This is a genomic window from uncultured Subdoligranulum sp. (assembly GCF_963931595.1).
Taxonomy (GTDB): Bacteria; Bacillota; Clostridia; order Oscillospirales; family Ruminococcaceae; genus Gemmiger.
This window is the reverse complement of record NZ_OZ007030.1, coordinates 2,173,507-2,190,018: the sequence shown is the minus strand read 5'-3', so window position 1 is coordinate 2,190,018 and position 16,512 is coordinate 2,173,507. Positions and strand designations below refer to the sequence as shown.

The 16,512-nt window shown below is 63.1% G+C and carries 16 protein-coding genes and 1 riboswitch; of the genes, 7 read left to right on the top strand and 9 right to left on the bottom strand.

Annotated features, from left to right (window positions below; all coding sequences use genetic code 11):
• Positions 1-2 precede the first annotated feature (2 nt).
• From ABGT73_RS10580 to ABGT73_RS10570, 3 genes are all read left to right on the top strand, one after another.
• Positions 3-209, top strand: a complete 207-nt coding sequence (locus tag ABGT73_RS10580; protein WP_346669669.1) for a FeoB-associated Cys-rich membrane protein — start codon at positions 3-5, stop codon at positions 207-209.
• Positions 210-323: 114 nt separating this feature from the next.
• A complete protein-coding gene (locus ABGT73_RS10575; RefSeq protein WP_346669668.1) occupies positions 324-701 on the top strand; it encodes a metal-dependent transcriptional regulator in 378 nt (125 codons plus the stop codon).
• 130 nt (positions 702-831) lie between these two features.
• Positions 832-1,557: an MATE family efflux transporter gene (locus ABGT73_RS10570; protein ID WP_346669667.1), complete on the top strand. Its 726-nt coding sequence runs from the start codon at positions 832-834 to the stop codon at positions 1,555-1,557.
• A 54-nt stretch (positions 1,558-1,611) separates the two neighbouring features.
• On the opposite strand, the gene ABGT73_RS10565 is transcribed toward ABGT73_RS10570, so the two are convergent.
• Positions 1,612-2,157, bottom strand: a complete 546-nt coding sequence (locus ABGT73_RS10565) for a DUF308 domain-containing protein (protein WP_346669666.1) — start codon at positions 2,155-2,157, stop codon at positions 1,612-1,614.
• Positions 2,158-2,285: 128 nt separating this feature from the next.
• Entirely contained in the window at positions 2,286-3,506 is a 1,221-nt protein-coding gene (locus ABGT73_RS10560) for an AraC family transcriptional regulator (protein WP_346669665.1), read from the bottom strand.
• 220 nt (positions 3,507-3,726) lie between these two features.
• Between ABGT73_RS10560 and ABGT73_RS10555 the strand changes: the two genes are divergently transcribed.
• Both ABGT73_RS10555 and ABGT73_RS10550 read left to right on the top strand, forming a co-directional pair.
• Entirely contained in the window at positions 3,727-4,695 is a 969-nt protein-coding gene (locus ABGT73_RS10555) for an MFS transporter (RefSeq protein WP_346669664.1), read from the top strand.
• A 21-nt stretch (positions 4,696-4,716) separates the two neighbouring features.
• Positions 4,717-6,924 (top strand): glycoside hydrolase family 2 TIM barrel-domain containing protein, encoded by a 2,208-nt coding sequence (locus tag ABGT73_RS10550; protein WP_346669663.1) that lies wholly within the window; start codon positions 4,717-4,719, stop codon positions 6,922-6,924.
• Positions 6,925-7,015: 91 nt separating this feature from the next.
• Here ABGT73_RS10550 and ABGT73_RS10545 read toward each other — a convergent pair whose 3' ends face one another.
• Positions 7,016-8,398 (bottom strand): TrpB-like pyridoxal phosphate-dependent enzyme, encoded by a 1,383-nt coding sequence (locus tag ABGT73_RS10545; protein WP_346669662.1) that lies wholly within the window; start codon positions 8,396-8,398, stop codon positions 7,016-7,018.
• A gap of 456 nt (positions 8,399-8,854) precedes the next feature.
• Positions 8,855-9,175, bottom strand: a complete 321-nt coding sequence (locus tag ABGT73_RS10540) for a hypothetical protein (RefSeq protein WP_346669661.1) — start codon at positions 9,173-9,175, stop codon at positions 8,855-8,857.
• 246 nt (positions 9,176-9,421) lie between these two features.
• Here ABGT73_RS10540 and ABGT73_RS10535 point away from each other — a divergent pair, with 246 nt between their 5' ends.
• The gene (locus ABGT73_RS10535) at positions 9,422-10,606 is read left to right on the top strand and encodes an iron-containing alcohol dehydrogenase (protein WP_346669660.1); all 1,185 of its coding nucleotides are present in this window, start codon (positions 9,422-9,424) and stop codon (positions 10,604-10,606) included.
• Positions 10,607-10,810: 204 nt separating this feature from the next.
• The gene (locus ABGT73_RS10530) at positions 10,811-11,845 is read left to right on the top strand and encodes a zinc ribbon domain-containing protein (protein WP_346669659.1); all 1,035 of its coding nucleotides are present in this window, start codon (positions 10,811-10,813) and stop codon (positions 11,843-11,845) included.
• Between the two features lie 57 nt (positions 11,846-11,902).
• Here ABGT73_RS10530 and thiC read toward each other — a convergent pair whose 3' ends face one another.
• The 5 genes from thiC to thiW all read right to left on the bottom strand — a co-directional run bounded on the left by thiC (position 11,903) and on the right by thiW (position 16,131).
• A complete protein-coding gene (gene thiC / locus ABGT73_RS10525) occupies positions 11,903-13,213 on the bottom strand; it encodes a phosphomethylpyrimidine synthase ThiC (protein WP_346669658.1) in 1,311 nt (436 codons plus the stop codon).
• Between the two features lie 24 nt (positions 13,214-13,237).
• Entirely contained in the window at positions 13,238-14,044 is an 807-nt protein-coding gene (gene thiD, locus ABGT73_RS10520; protein WP_346669657.1) for a bifunctional hydroxymethylpyrimidine kinase/phosphomethylpyrimidine kinase, read from the bottom strand.
• Between the two features lie 65 nt (positions 14,045-14,109).
• A complete protein-coding gene (gene thiE, locus ABGT73_RS10515; RefSeq protein ID WP_346669656.1) occupies positions 14,110-14,754 on the bottom strand; it encodes a thiamine phosphate synthase in 645 nt (214 codons plus the stop codon).
• Positions 14,741-15,556, bottom strand: coding sequence for a hydroxyethylthiazole kinase (gene thiM, locus ABGT73_RS10510; RefSeq protein WP_346669655.1), 816 nt, complete (start codon positions 15,554-15,556; stop codon positions 14,741-14,743). The genes thiE and thiM overlap by 14 nt, the downstream gene beginning before the upstream one ends.
• A gap of 14 nt (positions 15,557-15,570) precedes the next feature.
• Positions 15,571-16,131 (bottom strand): energy coupling factor transporter S component ThiW, encoded by a 561-nt coding sequence (gene thiW, locus ABGT73_RS10505; protein WP_346670330.1) that lies wholly within the window; start codon positions 16,129-16,131, stop codon positions 15,571-15,573.
• A gap of 235 nt (positions 16,132-16,366) precedes the next feature.
• A riboswitch (TPP riboswitch) is annotated at positions 16,367-16,476 on the bottom strand.
• Between the last annotated feature and the right edge of the window lie 36 nt (positions 16,477-16,512).

Genomic DNA, 16,512 nt, shown 5'->3' with positions numbered 1-16,512 from the left:
ACATGCTGGAATTTCTGGCGGTCAATTTCAACCTGCCTACCCTCATCGGGGCGGCGCTTATCTTCGGCGGCACCGGCTGGCTGCTCTGGCGCCACCACAAGTCGGGCGGCTGCTGCGGCGACTGTGGCGGCAGCTGCGGCTGCTCGGGCAGTTGCAGCGGTGGATGCAGCAGCTGCCACGGTGGTTGCTGCCACCACGGCGAATCCTGAGATGCTCCCCCGGCGGGGCGTCGGTCTGCGGGCCGGCGCCCCGCTTTCGGTTGCAAAAAGGCCCGACCCGTGGTATAGTAGTAGCACATACCGTACCGAAAGGGGGCCGCGCCGATGAACATCCATGAATCGGCCGAAGACTATCTGGAAAAAATCCTCATGCTGCAGGAGCAGAAGGGCTCGGTGCGTTCCATCGACATCGCGGTGGCCATGGGATTCTCCAAGCCCAGCGTCAGCGTGGCCATGAAGAACCTGCGGGAAAACGGCTATATCTCGGTGGACGGCGACGGCTACATCCACCTGGAGGAGCCCGGCATGGTCATCGCCCGGCGCATCTACGACCGGCACCGCAAGCTGACCCGGTTTTTTGTGGCGCTGGGGGTGGACCCCGAGGTGGCCGCCCACGATGCCTGCAAGATCGAGCATGATCTCAGCGAGGAAACCTACAGCAAGATGATCGCCTTCGCCGAGCGCGAAGGGATGCATTCCTGACAAAATGATTCTGCCTGCCGCAGACGCCTTTCGGGGTGTCTGCGGTTTTCCATTTTCGGGAAAGAAATGACTTTTTTCTCCCGGAGGAGTATACTGAATCTGTACCCTATGGGAAAAGGAGGTCGCCCGGATGGACAAAAAGGAACTGTTTGAGTCCCTGCCGGTGCCGGTGGCGCTGCGAAAGATGATCGTGCCGGCCGCCGTCAGTCAGATCATTGTGCTGATCTACAACATGGCCGATACCTTTTATATCGGCCGCACCAATAACCCCTATATGCTGGCGGGGGCTTCGCTGATTCTGCCGGTCTTCAACATGCTGACCTGTCTTGCCTCCCTGGCGGCCATCGGCATTGTGCTCAAGGTGGAGCGGCTGCCCCTCAACGTGGGCATCGGCATCTGCCAGGGCATGGTGCCGCTGGTGGCCTACAACTGCGCTTCGGGAAACGAAAAGCGGATGAACCGGGTCATCCGGCTCTCTCTGGGCACCGGCCTGGTGGTGGCCGCCGCCAGCATCCTGCTGTACGAACTGTTCACCCCCTGGATTGTCCGGGTCTTCATCTCGGACAGCGCTACGGTGTCGCTGGCCGCCACCTTCCTGCGCATCCGCATCCTGGCCACGCCGCTCATGTTCCTGAGCTTTTTCACCGTCTACATCTTCCAGGGCTTCGGCAACGGGCGCATCTCGCTGTTCCTGGGCGTGGTGCGGTGGCTGGTGTTCAACATCCCCATGCTCTACCTGCTGAATTTCCTCATCGGCATGTACGGCATCGTCTGGGCCCAGATCACAGCCGATGTGCTGACGGTGCTGCTCTCGGTCTATGTCTACCGCACCCGTCGTCCCGCCTTTGCGGTCTGACCGCTTCATACAAGCCATCCCGGCCGGAGGCTGCTGCCTCCGGCCGGGGTTTTCTTATTTTTTCCCGAATACGAAACAGAGGATGTCCAGTACTGCCTCGATGATCAGCGAAATGCCGATGAAGGTCCACAGCACCGAGGTGGTGGTGAAGGGGTTGAAGACGATCAGCGCCCCGAAGACCAGCGTCAGGCCGGCGCCGATCATGGCCAGATACCAGTATTTCTGGTCCAGCCGCAGAGCGTCCACGGCCCACTGCAGTTTGTTGATGCCGTTGGCCAGGGTGAGCACCCCGTAGACCACCGTCAGGATGGGAAAGGTGAGGACGAACCATTCCCACCGGAAGATGCAGAACAGGCCCGCCAGCAGAAAGCTCAGCCCGGTGACCAGGCCGCCGCTCTGGGCGGCCACCTCGGGGGCAGCGCGGAAATAGCCCATCAGGCGGGCACCGCCCAGCAGGACGAGGATGACCCCCAGCGCCACCAGCACGGCGGAGGTGAAGGCGATGGGGTTGATGAGCAGCAAGGCGCCGATGACGATCTCGCCGATGCAGAGGATCAGGTTCATCAGGCTGCGGTCGATGGAATGACGATTGTTTTTCATGCACAGTTCCTCCCGTCATTGGTATGCGGCGGTGCGGGTCCGTTTATACCCACCCCGGGTGACTTTACCTTACCCAAGGGAGCGATACGGTGCAATGGACAAAAAGGCGGATCTGTCCGGAAAAGAGATCACAGCTGGAGGGCACGGCCGGTCCTGCGGTATTCGCTGGGACTGGTGCCGGTGGTCTGGCGGAAAATGCGGGAAAAGTAGTTTACATCCAGAAAACCGCAGTGCTGGGCGATGGTCTGGACCTGCAGCCGGGTGCCGACCAACAGACTGACCGCCAGCCGCATCCGCTCCTGAAGGATGAATTCAGTCAGGGGCTGGCCGGTCTCCTTTTTGAAGCGGGCGGAAAAATAGCTGGCGTTGCAGTCCAGGGCGGCGGCTACAGTGCGCAGGTTCAGCGGTTCGGACAGATGCTGGCGGACATACAGGACGGCGGTCTGCACCGGCTTGGAGTACCCGTCATTGCTGTGGCGCTGCACCAGAAGACAATACTGGTCGGCCATCTCCAGCACCAGCCGCTGGGCGGCGCCGGTGGTGGGCAGCTGTTCGATGCGGGCGGCACAGGTGCGGGACAGATCATCCAGATAGATGGGATGCACCCCGCCCCGCTGGGCGGCCTTGCGAAGTACGGTGTTGTGGACGATACAGTAGTTCTTGATGTTGCGCACCGGGTCAGCCAGGCGGGGTTCCACCGCCACATTCAGGTCTACGTCGTGGAGCAGCTGATGCAGCCGGGGACGGTCTCCGTCGGTCACCGCCTGCAGCATGTCATCTTCCAGCTGGTAGCGGATCTCCAGCCGCTGCATGGCGGCGGGCAGATCGGCCTCCCGGGTGGGCACCGAGAGGGCAGCGGGGGAAAATTCATCCTCCAGACTGATGGGGCGAACCTCGGCCTGGTGGCCGTACAGCAGTTCGCACAGAGTGTAGAGCATGGCGTAGAAGGGGCTGTTGTCGGCGATCTGAGGCAGGGTGGGGTAGAATTCCTCCAGCAGGTGTGCCCGGGCCGGGGGCAGTTCGTAGTGCTCTGCCGTTTCCAGGATCTGCTGTCCCGAGGGACGGATGGAAAGGTAAGGCCCCACGACCATGCAGTGGAGCGCGTCGGGCAGCAGAAAAAACAGATAGTGCAGATAAAACCGGTCGGTGACATGATACACCGGGCCGGCCTCCATGTGGGAGAAAAACATCTGGCAGCCCGCAAACACCGAAGGTGTCACCCCCAGCTGCCAGCGCAGACCGGCGTCGATCTCCAGGTCGGTCTCGGCGGGCAGGGTGAATTCCCGGCTGCCGATACCGGACTTTTCCAGCACTTTCAGAAAAAAAGCGAACTCATTTGCGCAGTTCATACAAAAAATACCTCGAACATTTGGCGGCGTTGGCAAACTATACATACAGTATGCGCCTTTTTCTGCACAATGACAAGAGAAAAAACAAAAATAATACTATTTTGACACGAAAAAATTCTAATATAAGGGGCTCTCATTCTGGTAAGATACATACAACGTCCGGACAACGAATTTTAACCCTCTACTTACCCTCTACACTGTTGGATTAAGGAGTGATTGTATGAACCGCAGCGCCACGGTGCGTCCCTTCGGAATCCGCGACAAGGTCGGTTACTTGTTCGGAGACTTCGGCAACGATTTTACCTTTATTTTTTCCACCATGATGCTCATGAAGTTCTACACGGATGTCATGGGTGTTTCGGCCGGTGTGGTCGGCCTGGTCATGACCATTGCGCGCATCGTGGATGCCTTCACCGATGTGACCATGGGCCGCATCTGTGACCGCAGCCGCACCACGGCCCACGGCAAGTTCAAGCCCTGGCTGCTGCGCATGTGCGGCCCGGTGGCCATTGCCTCCTTCCTGATTTACCAGAGCAGCCTGGCAGGGCTGCCCATGGGGGCCAAGATCGCCTGCCTGTTCGTGACCTGCATCCTGTGGGGATCGGTCTTCTACACGGCCATCAACATTCCCTACGGCTCCATGGCTTCCGCCATCTCGGAGGACCCCGATGACCGGCAGTCCCTGTCCACCTTCCGCACCATGGGCGGCACACTGGCCGGTGTGGTCATCGGTGTGGGGCTGCCCCTCATCGCCTGCCAGAAGGTGGACGGTGTGGAAACCCTCATTGGTTCCCGCGTCACCCTCGCGGCCGGTGTTTTCTCGGTCCTGGCCGTGGTCTGCTATCTTTTGTGCTATAATCTGGTTATCGAGCGTGTCCGCGTGGAGACTCCCGACCGCAAACAGGAGTCGGTGCTCCAGATGCTCAGGAGCGCCGTACACAACCGTGCCCTCATCTCCATCATCGCGGCGTCCATCGTCATGCTGCTGGCCCAGCTCACCATGCAGGGCATGAGCGGCTACGTCTACCCCGACTACTACAACAACGCGGCCGCCCAGTCCGCCTCCACGATCACCATGATGGTGGGCATGATGCTGGCCGCCATCCTGTGGTTCTGGTATCCGCTGCACAAAAAGCAGGTGGAGGAGAACGTCCAGGCCCTGAAAGAAAAGCATGCCGCCGAAGCATAATCCATAAGGAGGTATTTCTGTATGCGAACTGTCTGCAACATCAACCACAAATGGGCTTTCCGCAAGGGAGCCCCGCTGCCCGAAACCTTCCCCGCCGACTGGGACCTGGTCAATCTGCCCCACAGCTGGAACAACATTGACGGCCAGGACGGCGGCAACGACTACTGGCGCGGCACCGCTGTCTATGTGCGGGCGCTGGAGCGCGCTGACCTGCCCGAAGCGGAGGCCTATTTCCTGGAGGTCAACGGCGCCAACTCCTCGGCGGATGTCTACCTGAACGGTGAAAAGCTGGCCCACCACGACGGCGGCTACTCCACCTGGCGGGTGGAGCTCACCGGCAGGCTGCAGGACGAAAACCTGCTGGTCATCACGGTGGACAACGCCCCCAACGACCGGGTCTATCCCCAGTCGGCGGACTTTACCTTCTACGGCGGCCTCTACCGGGATGTGAACATCCTCTGCGTGCCCGCCACCCATTTTGAACTTTCCTATTACGGCGGCTGCGGCCTGCACCTGACCCCCGATGTCAGCGGCAAGGTCACGGTGGAGCGCTGGATCGCCGGTCCCGCCGACGGCACCACCGTGCGGTACACCATCCGCGACGCCGACGGCAACGTGGCTGCCCAGACCACCAACGCCGCCGACAAGACCGAACTGCAGGTGGACCAGGTCCATCTGTGGCATGGCCGCAAGGACCCCTACCTCTACACCCTCACCGCCGAGCTGCTCCGGGACGGCACGGTGCTGGACAGCGTCAGCCGCCGGTTCGGTTTCCGCAGCTACAGGATCGACCCCGACAAGGGCTTCTTCCTCAACGGCGAAAGCTATCCGCTGCACGGTGTTTCCCGCCACCAGGACGGCTGGCAGAAGGGCAACGCCATCACCAGGGAAGACCACATCCGGGATATGGACCTGATCTGCGAGGTGGGCGCCAACACCATCCGTCTGGCCCACTACCAGCACGATCAGTTCTTCTATGACCTGTGCGACGAGCGCGGCATGGTGGTCTGGGCCGAGATCCCCTATATCTCCCGGCATATGCCGGGCGGCCGGGCGAACACCCTGAGCCAGATGCGGGAACTCATCGTGCAGAACCATCACCATGCATCCATCGTGGTCTGGGGCCTGAGCAACGAGATCACCATGAAGGGCGACAAGGACCCCGATCTGCTGGACAACCACCACGAGCTCAACGATCTGTGCCACACCATGGATCCCACCCGTCCCACCGTCATGGCGGTGGTGAGCATGTGTCCCACCGACAGCCCCTACCTGGAGATCCCCGATGCCATCTCCTACAACCACTACTTTGGCTGGTACGGCGGCGACACCGCCATGAACGGTCCCTGGTTCGACAAGTTCCATGCCGAGCATCCCACGCTGCCCATCGGCTGCAGCGAGTACGGCTGCGAGGCGCTGAACTGGCATTCCGACACCCCGCAGCAGGGGGATTACACTGAGGAATACCAGGCCTACTACCACGAGGAGCTCATCAAGCAGCTTTTCAGCCGGCCCTATATCTGGGCCACCCACGTGTGGAATATGTTTGACTTCGGCGCCGACGCCCGCAACGAGGGCGGCGAGAACGGCCAGAATCACAAGGGCCTGGTGACGATCGACCGCCAGTACAAAAAGGATGCCTTCTACGCCTACAAGGCCTGGCTGTCCGATGAGCCGTTTGTCCACCTGTGCGGCAAGCGGTTCGTGAACCATACCGGCGACACGGTGCGCATCACCGTCTACTCCAACCAGCCCCAGGTGGAACTGTTTGCCAACGGGGTTTCCCTGGGGGCGCAGCAGGCGGAGGATCACTTCTTCCGCTTCACGGTGCCCAATCAGGGCGTGACCCAGCTGGAAGCCGTGGCCGGTGACTGCCGCGACAGCGGCACCATCTGCCATGTGGATACCACCGACGAGCGCTATCGCCTGCGGGAACGCGGCGCCATCCTCAACTGGTTTGATGTTACCGAAAACGAAGGCTTCTACTCGCTGAACGACAGGATCAGCGACATCATGAAGGCCCCCGAGGGCAAACAGGTCATTCTCGACCTGCTGGCCATGGTGGGCATGGGCGGAAACGGTGAACCCGATGAAAATTTCGCCCGGATGATCGGCGGCTTCACGGTGCTGCGGCTCTCCGGCCTGGTGGGCACCCTGGGTGAGAACAAGCTGACCAAGGAAACGCTGCTCTCGCTGAACGCCCGGCTGAACACCGTCGCCCGCGTCTGATATTCTCTTTCCTTCCGGGAATCTTCTCTTCCATCCAACAGCACGGCGCCCTCCGCAATTGTCGGAGGACGCCGTGCTGTTATTATGAAGATCAGTCCTGACCGGGTACCTTGGGCAGGTTGGCAAAGCTGGCCTCCAGCTCTGCGTCGGTGGGGATGGTGTCGGTCATCGTGCCGTCGTGGAACTTCTCGTAGGCCACCATGTCGAAGTAGCCGGTGCCGGTCAGGCCGAAGAGGATGGTCTTCTCCTCGCCGGTCTCCTTGCAGCGCAGCGCCTCGTCGATGGCCACCCGGATGGCGTGGCTGCTCTCCGGCGCGGGCAGGATGCCCTCCACCCGGGCAAACTGCTCGGCGGCCTCAAAGACCCTGGTCTGTTCCACCGCCACGGCCTCCATCAGACCGTCGTGGTAGAGCTGGGCCAGCACGGGGCTCATGCCGTGGTAGCGCAGGCCGCCCGCGTGGTTGGGCGACGGGATGAAGTTGCTGCCCAGGGTGTACATCTTGGCCAGCGGACAGACCATGCCGGTATCGCAGAAGTCGTAGGCGAACCTGCCCCGGGTGAAGCTGGGGCAGGAGGCCGGTTCCACCGCGATGAAGCGGTAATCCGCCTCGCCCCGCAGCTTCTGGCCCATGAAGGGGGAGATCAGTCCGCCCAGGTTGCTGCCGCCGCCCGCGCAGCCGATGATGATGTCCGGCTTGACGCCGTATTTGTCCAGGGCGGTCTTGGTCTCCACGCCGATGATGCTCTGGTGCAGCAGCACCTGGTTGAGCACGCTGCCCAGCACATAGCGGTAGCCGGGGGTGGAGGTGGCCACCTCCACCGCCTCGCTGATGGCGCAGCCCAGCGACCCGGTGGTGCCGGGATGCTCCGCCAGGATGCGGCGGCCCACCTGGGTGGTGTCGGAGGGGGAGGGGGTCACCGAGGCGCCGTACACCCGCATGACCTCCCGGCGGAAGGGCTTCTGCTCGTAGGAGCACTTCACCATATTGACCTTGCAGTCCAGACCCAGATAGGCGCAGGCCATGGACAGGGCCGTGCCCCACTGGCCGGCGCCGGTCTCGGTGGTGACGCCCTTGAGCCCCTGCTGCTTGGCGTAGTAGGCCTGGGCGATGGCGCTGTTCAGCTTGTGGCTGCCAGAAGTGTTGTTACCCTCGAACTTGTAGTAGATTTTGGCCGGGGTGTCCAGCTTTTTTTCCAGGTTGTAGGCACGCACCAGCGGCGCGGGCCGGTAGGTCTTGTAGTAGTCCCGGATCTCGTCGGGGATGGGGATCTCCCGGGTGTCGTTGTCCAGCTCCTGGCGGATCAGTTCGTCGCAGAACACCGGGCGCAGGTCGTCGTAGCCCATGGGCTGGCCGGTGCCGGGGTTCAGCAGCGGCGCGGGTTTATTTTTCATGTCAGCCCGGACATTGTACCAGGTGCGCGGCAGTTCCTCTTCGGACAGGTAGATCTTGTAGGGGATTTTCTCGGTGCTCATACGGAAGGCTCCTTTCTGTGTGCCGCGCGGGACAAAACAAAAAGGCCTTTGTCCCACAGGGCATGTGTAAAATACCCTTTGGGACAAAAGCCTGAAAGCTTCTGCGGTGCCACCCAAATTGGCGAATCGCTTCGCCCGCTCATCCGACGTGCCAACACACATCGTTCCCGCTAACGGGGGAAATCCGTCGGTTGCTACTGGGGCACTGGCCCGTTCGCTCCGCCCTCGGCAGTCCATTCGGCAAAGGGGTCACCGCCGCGCTCCCACCTGTCCGCGGCTCTCTGGGAGATTCCGTTCTCTGCCTACTCTTCTGCGTCCTCGGTTTATTGCTTCAGCGGTTTAACCCGCTGAATTGTCTGGGAGTGTACCAGACCCGGCGGCGCTTGTCAAGTACCTGCCGGAAATTTTGCTGTTTTCGCCAAAGTCAACAGTGTATCTTTGTAATAAATCACAAAGTCAATGGCAGCCGCCCGCGCCGCAGGCGGGGCGCTGCTCGGCCACTTCCTCCGGCTGTACCGGCGGCTGGCCGATCCAGCCCAGGGCCTCGTCCACGTCGAAGGTCTTGCGGCCGTCCTCGTTCACAAAGAGCGGGATGCCGATGCCGCCGTGTTCCCGCACCGGGACAAACACCGGGTCGTGGTCCCGCAGGGCCAGGAATTCCTTGAGATTGGCGGTGTTGGCGGTGATGTCGATGAATTCCGCCGCAAAGCCGCGCCGGGCCTGCAGGGCCTGGTAGTTGCGGCAGTCGATGCAGATGTGCGAACCGTATACTTTCATGAAGCATGCCTCCTGTCGGTTTGTCCCCAGTATACCCCCGTAAGCCCCAACCGACAAGGGACTGTACAAATTGTATTTTTTATATAACAGACTGTATTTTCCTGCCCCGGCCGCAGCCTGCAAAAAAGCGGGAAAATCCACAGGCTGCGGTTGATTTTGTGCGGCGGCGTGCTATACTGAAAATAAACAGTACCGGGGCAAGTTGTCCTGGTGCGGAACGACATGCGGAAAGGAACGGGATTTCCAATGGCAAACAATTTCAACTACTATTCGCCCACCGAGATCGTCTTCGGCCGGGGCGCCCAGACCCAGGTGGCGGCCCACGTGCAGAAGTACGGCGGCACCAGGGTGCTGGTGGTGTACGGCAGCCAGCGGGTGGTCAGGAGCGGCCTGCTGGACAGCATCATCCAGCCCATGGAGCAGGCGGGCATCCGGTGCTTTACGCTGGGCGGCGTGGTGCCCAACCCGCACCTGAGCAAGGTCTATGAAGGCATCGAGATCGGCAAGCGGGAGGGCATCGACTTCCTGCTGGCGGTGGGCGGCGGTTCCGCCATCGACACGGCTAAGGCCATCGGCTACGGGCTGGCCGAGCCGGACAAGGATGTGTGGGAACTCTACGAGAGCAAGCGCACGGCCAGGGGCTGCCTGCCGGTGGCGTCGGTGCTGACCATTGCGGCTGCGGGCAGCGAATCCAGCAACAGCTCGGTGATCACCAACGAGAAGACGGGGGAGAAGCGCTCCTACAACGACAATCTGGCCCGGCCCAAGTTTGCGGCGATGAACCCCGAACTGACGATGACCCTGCCCGACTACCAGACCGAGAGCGGCTGTACCGACATCATGATGCACACGATGGAGCGGTATTTCACCTCCCAGGGCAACATGGAGCTGACCGACGCCATCGCCGAGGCGTTGCTGCGCACCGTCATGGCCCAGGCGAAGATCCTGCACACCCATCCCGACGACTACGACGCCCGGGCCGAGGTGATGTGGGCGGGTTCGCTGGCCCACAACGACCTGACGGGCTGCGGCAACGGCGGCGGCGACTTCGCCACCCACGCCCTGGAGCACGAGCTGGGCGGCATGTTTGACGTGACCCACGGCGCCGGTCTGGCGGCCCTCTGGCCCAGCTGGGCGCGGTATGTCTGCGGCAACATTCCCGGCCGGTTTGCCCGGTATGCGGTGAACGTGATGGGTGTGACGCCCGGTGCCACCGAGGCCGAGACGGCGGAGAAGGGCATCCAGGCCATGGAGGCCTTCTACCGGGAGATCGGCATGCCCACCAGCATGCGGGAGCTGGGCATCGATCCCACCGACGAGCAGCTGCACGCCATGGCCCATAGCTGTGCTTCTGCCTGCGGCGGCAGCAAGGGTTCGGCCCGGCTGCTCCACGAGGAGGATATGTACAACATCTACAAGATGGCGCTGTAAAACCAACCTGACGGCCCCGGAGCGGTATGGACCGGGGCATTTTGCGTGGAAAAAACGGGCAGAACGCACAAAGAAAAGGACGGTTTCTTGTCGGTTCTGCGCAAAATCTTCCCGGCAGCCCGGCGGGGCCCCCGCCGCCCTTGCGGGCCTGCAGGCCGGTTGGTATACTGGAAGTGTCAAACCATGGAAAAGGAGGAAAGATGTATGAAAAACTGTCCGGTCTGCGGTCAGCCTGTGGAGGAGGCCTGGAAGGCCTGCCCCCACTGCGGCAGCCCGCTGGGGGAGGAAGAAACCGGCCCCCGTTACGCCCAGGCCCCCGGCGAAGGCCCCCAGGGCGGGGAAAGCTCCGGTCCCCGTTACGCCCAGACGCCCGGTGCCGGGTCCGGGGACTATACCGGCCCGTACGGCGGCCCGGCATACGGCACGGCCCCCACGGGGTGGGACACCGAACCACCGACCCTGCGGTGGGTGCGGCAGACCATCCGCTCACCCCTCTATCTGACGGCAACCATCGGCTACTGCTGCACGATTGTGTTCAGCCTGGCATCCACCTTCCGCTCCGGCATGGCTGCCGTCACCAACACAGCGGTCTACTCGCTGATGGGCAGCTCCTACGGAACGAGCAGCTGGATGGGCGAGCTGAACAACTGGCTGCCCCTGGCTTATGGTTCCTCGGTGGGGTCTACCCTGGTGGGCCAGCTGCCCAACATTCTGGTGGTCGCCGGCCTCTGGATGCTCTATGTCTCGGCGTCGGATACCTCCGGCGCACCGCTGAAAACCGCCGGCTTGAGCCTCATCCGGGGCGTGCAGATCTTCCAACTGGTGATGCTGGGGTTGATGGTGCTGCTGCTCATTCTTTCTTTCTTCGTGATGATGGCGGCCACAGGCTTCTATGATATGACATCGGTGATCCCCGTGGTACTGCTCTTCCTGGTGTTGATCGCGGTGATTCTCGGATTGGTCGGCTTCTACTACGCCCGGCTCATCGCCACCATCAACGGTTTCCGCCGGACCATCTGGACGGGCCAGGCCCAGGGCCCGGTCTCCCTCTTTGTGGCGGTGATCAGCGCGCTGGGCGGTGTGCTGCCCCTCTTCGGGGTGCTGGTGGGGGAGGCCTTCGCCACGCTGGCCAGCATCGGCGGCGCGGTGGCGGGCATTGCCTTTGCCATTCTGCTGTTCCGCTGCCATGACGATATCCAGCGGATGTCCGCAGACCCATCGTCCGGAACTTTGCCCTGAAACGCCAACATCCCGGTGCCGATAAGGCACCGGGATGTTTTTATGGGCAGAAAACCATTACAGAATGTCGATGTGCTCGCCGTTCAGGGCTTTGTTCATGCTGCGCACGGCGCAGAACTTGCCGCACATGGAGCAGGTGTCGTCATGCTCGGGGGAACGGTCCGCCCGGATGGCCTTGGCCGTCTCGGGGTCCAGGGCACAGGCCCACTGGGCTTCCCAGTCCAGGGCTCGGCGGGCGTCGCCCATCTTGTCGTCCTGCTCCCGGGCACCACGCACGCCCTTGGCAATGTCGGCGGCGTGGGCGGCGATCTTGCTGGCAATGATGCCCTGCTTCACGTCCTCCAGGTTGGGCAGGGCCAGGTGCTCGGCGGGGGTCACATAGCAGAGGAACGCCGCGCCGTTCATGGCCGCGATGGCACCGCCGATGGCCGCCGTGATGTGGTCGTAGCCGGGGGCAATGTCGGTGACCAGAGGACCCAGCACATAGAAGGGAGCGCCCATGCAGATGGACTGCTGCACCTTCATGTTGGCGGCGATCTGGTCCATGGGCACGTGGCCGGGGCCCTCCACCATGACCTGCACGTCCTTCTCCCAGGCGCGCTTGGTCAGCTCGCCCAGCTGCACCAACTCCTCGATCTGGCAGACATCGGTGGCATCGGCCAGGCAGCCGGGACGGCAGGCGTCGCCCAGCGAGATGGTCACATCGTATTCCCGGCAGATGTCGAGAATCTCGTCATAATACTGGTAGAACGGATTTTCCTCGCCGGTCATGCACATCCAGGCGAAGACCAGCGACCCGCCCCGGGAGACGATGTTCATCTTCCGCTTGTGCTTGCGGATCTGGTCGATGGTCTTGCGGGTGATGCCGCAGTGCAGCGTCACGAAGTCCACGCCGTCCTCGGCATGGAGCCGGATCACGTCGATGAAGTCCTGGGCGGTCAGGGTGTCCAGGTCCCGCTGGTAGTGGATGACGCTGTCGTACACCGGCACGGTGCCGATCATGGCGGGGCACTCGTGGGTGAGCTTCTGGCGGAAAGGCTGGGTGTTGCCGTGGCTGGACAGGTCCATGATGGCCTCGCCGCCCATCTTGACGGCGGCCATCACCTTCTGCATCTCTACGTCGTAGTCCTTGCAGTCCCGGGAGACGCCCAGGTTCACATTGATCTTGGTGCGCAGCATGGAGCCCACGCCCTCGGGGTCCAGGCAGGTGTGGTTCTTGTTGGCCGGGATGACCACCTTGCCGCTGGCCACCAGGGGCAGCAGTTCCTCCACCGTCATCCGTTCCTTCTTGGCAACGACCTCCAGCTGGGGTGTCACGATGCCCTTGCGGGCCGCCTCCATCTGGGTGGCATAGTTCCGTTCACTCATTTTGTTATTGCTCCTTTTGTGTATTCAGTCCGCCTCTTCGGCGTAACGTCCCTGTAAGGTCCAGGCGTGGTCCATGGGACCGCTGCCCTTGCCCAGATCCAGCCCGGCGGCCAGCGCCCCGGACAGGTAGTCCTTGGCCCGCTGCACGGCGTCGGGCAGGGCAAAGCCCTTGGCCAGATTGGCCGCAATGGCGCTGGACAGCGTGCAGCCGGTGCCGTGGGTGTTGGTGGTGGCAATGCGTTTGCCGGTGAACCACCGGGCGCCGCTGCCGTCCAGCAGCAGGTCGTTGGCGTCGTTGACACAGTGCCCGCCCTTGAGCAGCACCGCGCAGCCGTACCGCTCCCGGATGGTCCGGGCGGCCGCCTCCATCTCGTCAGGGGTCTGGATGGCGCAGCCCGCCAGCAGTTCCGCCTCGGGGATATTGGGGGTGGCCACCTGGGCCAGGGGCAAAAGCTCCCGGGTCAGGGTTTCCACCGCCTCGGGCCGGATGAGCCGCGCACCGCTGGTGGCCACCATCACGGGGTCCACCACGATATGCTGGGCTTTGTAAAACCGCAGCCGCTCCCCGATGACCTCGATGAGGGCGGGGGAGGAGACCATCCCGATCTTGACGGCGTCGGGGCGGATGTCGGTGAACACCGCGTCCAGTTGCTGGGCCAAAAATTCGGGGGTTACTTCGGAGATGGCGGTCACGCCGGTTGTGTTCTGGGCGGTCAGGGCGGTGATGGCGGTCATGCCGTAGACGCCGTTCATCGTCATGGTTTTGAGATCGGCCTGAATACCGGCGCCTGCGCTGGAATCACTTCCGGCGATGGACAATGCAGTTCTCATGATAGATACCTCGCATTTCTTTTGTAACGCGGCAGAGAGTGGTGCCCCCGGTCTGCCGCGGGGGTTCAGTGGTTTTGGGTCATGGCGTCCGAGAGGGCGCGCAGTTCCCGGCTGGCGGCGGTGATGTCGTCGGCGGCAAAGATGGCCGAGACCACCGCCACCCCGGCCACGCCGGTGCCGGCCAGCCGGGGCAGGTTCTCCCGGGTGATGCCGCCGATGGCCACCACGGGGATGGGCACGGCGTCACAGATGGCGCGCAGCGTTTCGTGGGAGAGGGCCGTCACATTGGTCTTGGTGGTGCTGCCGAACACTGCCCCGGCGCCCAGATAATCGGCGCCGCCTTCAAAGGCCCGGCGGGCTTCCTCGGGGTTGTGGGCCGACACGCCCACGATCATCTTGTCGCCCACCCGGCGGCGGACTTCCTCCACCGGCAGGTCGTCCTGCCCCACATGGACGCCGTCGGCGCCGCAGGCCAGAGCCACTTCCAGGTCATCGTTGATGATCAGCGGCACGCCGTACCGCTGGCAGAGACACCCGATGGTCCGCCCCAGATGGATGAAGCTCTCCCGGTCCAGCTGCTTTTCCCGCAGCTGCACGCAGGTCACGCCGCCCTGCAGGGCGGCCTCCACCTGGGTGCGCAGTGTCTGGCCGTGCAGCCAGCTGCGGTCGGTGACGGCGTAAAGCCGCAGACGGTCTTTATCGAAGTGCATAACGGGCTCCTTTCTCCAGTTGGTCGGGGGTCAGGCGGCAGACGGCGTCCAGCAGGTAGGTGCGGAGGCTGCCGCTGCCGTCCAGCGGACCCAGCCGGGCGTGGGCGATCTCGCCGCACAGTCCCATGGCACAGACCGCCGCGGCGGCGGCTTCCAGGGGCTGGCCGGGGTTGGCTGCCGCAAAGGCCCCCGCAAGACAGGACAGCTGGCAGCCCGTGCCGGTGACCAGCCCCATCATGGGGTGGCCGTTGCGGATGCAGAACACTTTGTCCCCGTCGCTGACCAGGTCCACGGCGCCGCTCATGGCCACCACGGCCCCCGTGCGGCGGGCAAAGTCCCGCACCAGGGCGCAGCAGGCGTCCAGATTGTCGGGGGTGACGCGGTCGGTGCTGTCCACGCCGGGGGCACCGCTCTGGCCCCGGGCCAGCGTCTCCATCTCGGAGAGATTACCCCGGATGACGGTGAACCGCACCTCCCGCAGCAGCCGCAGGGCGGTATCCCGACGGAAGCGGGAAGCGCCCACCCCCACCGGGTCCAGTACCACGGGGATGCCCCGGGCGTTGGCGGTGCGGCCGCAGGCCAGCAGCGCGGGGATGGTGGTGCGGTGCAGCGTGCCCAGGTTCAGCACCAGCCCGGCGGCCCGGGCGGTGATTTCGGGGGCCTCCTCCGGCTCATCGGCCATGATGGGGGAGGCGCCGCAGGCCAGCAGCAGATTGGCGCAGTCGTTGGCGGTGACGTAGTTGGTGATGGCGTGGACCAGCGGACGGCGGTCCCGTAGATTCTGGAGCAGCGGAGCAAACATAAGGCGGTTCCTTTTCAGTGGGAGAGGGATTTCTGCATGCGGCCGAGGGCCCCGGTGCCCCGCAAAGCGTAGACCAGCATGCCGGACAGGATGGAGCCGGCGGCGGTGGAGATCAGGAAGGGCACGATGTAGGCATAGAAGGCGATATCACCGGCGGCCTGGCCCATGAAGAGGATGGCCACGGGATAAGCGCACAGCCCGCCCAGCACGGAGGTGCCGAACACCTCGGCGATGAGGGTCAGGGGCAGGTTGCGGGTGGCGGCGTAGGCCAGGCCGCAGAGCAGGGCGCCGAACATGCTGCCGGGGAAGGCCATCAGGCTGCCCAGACCCGTCAGGTTGCGGATCAGGCTGGCCACAAAGGCCACGCCGATGCCGTACCAGGGCCCCAGCAGCACGGCGCAGAGGATGTTGACCATGTGCTGGATGGGGGCGCATTTGCTGCCGAACATGGGGAAGGAAAAGAGGCTGCCCACCACGGCGACGGCACAGAAGATGCCGGCAAGGGCCAGTTTGTGGATGTTTGCGTGTTTCATCGTAAAAACTCCTTTGTAGAACGGGGCGGAAAAGGCGTACAGCGACCCTTCCCCGCGGAAAAAACGCAGAGGAAGATACCCCCGCGCACGGAAAAGCGGTCGAGGCTCGCTGGCCTCCTCTCACGCCGGAACACGGCTTCCCATCGCTGTATCCTTCGGAACACAGGGCGCTCCCCCTCTGCCCGCCGCGGCACCGCCCGCGGAGCCTCTTTTGCCTCCTTTGCCGGTAAAATCCACAAAAAAATCGGGAGGCACCTGTTACGGTGCCTCCCGGAAAAAGTACAATCTACCACGACTTCCTACGGCGGCATTATCCGCATCAGGTGTAAGGGTCGAAGGTGATTCCTTCCTCTCAGCCTGTCCACACAAGCTCCCCCGGTTGTTCTGTTTGGTTGTATTATAGTCCCTTGCGGGGACGGCGTC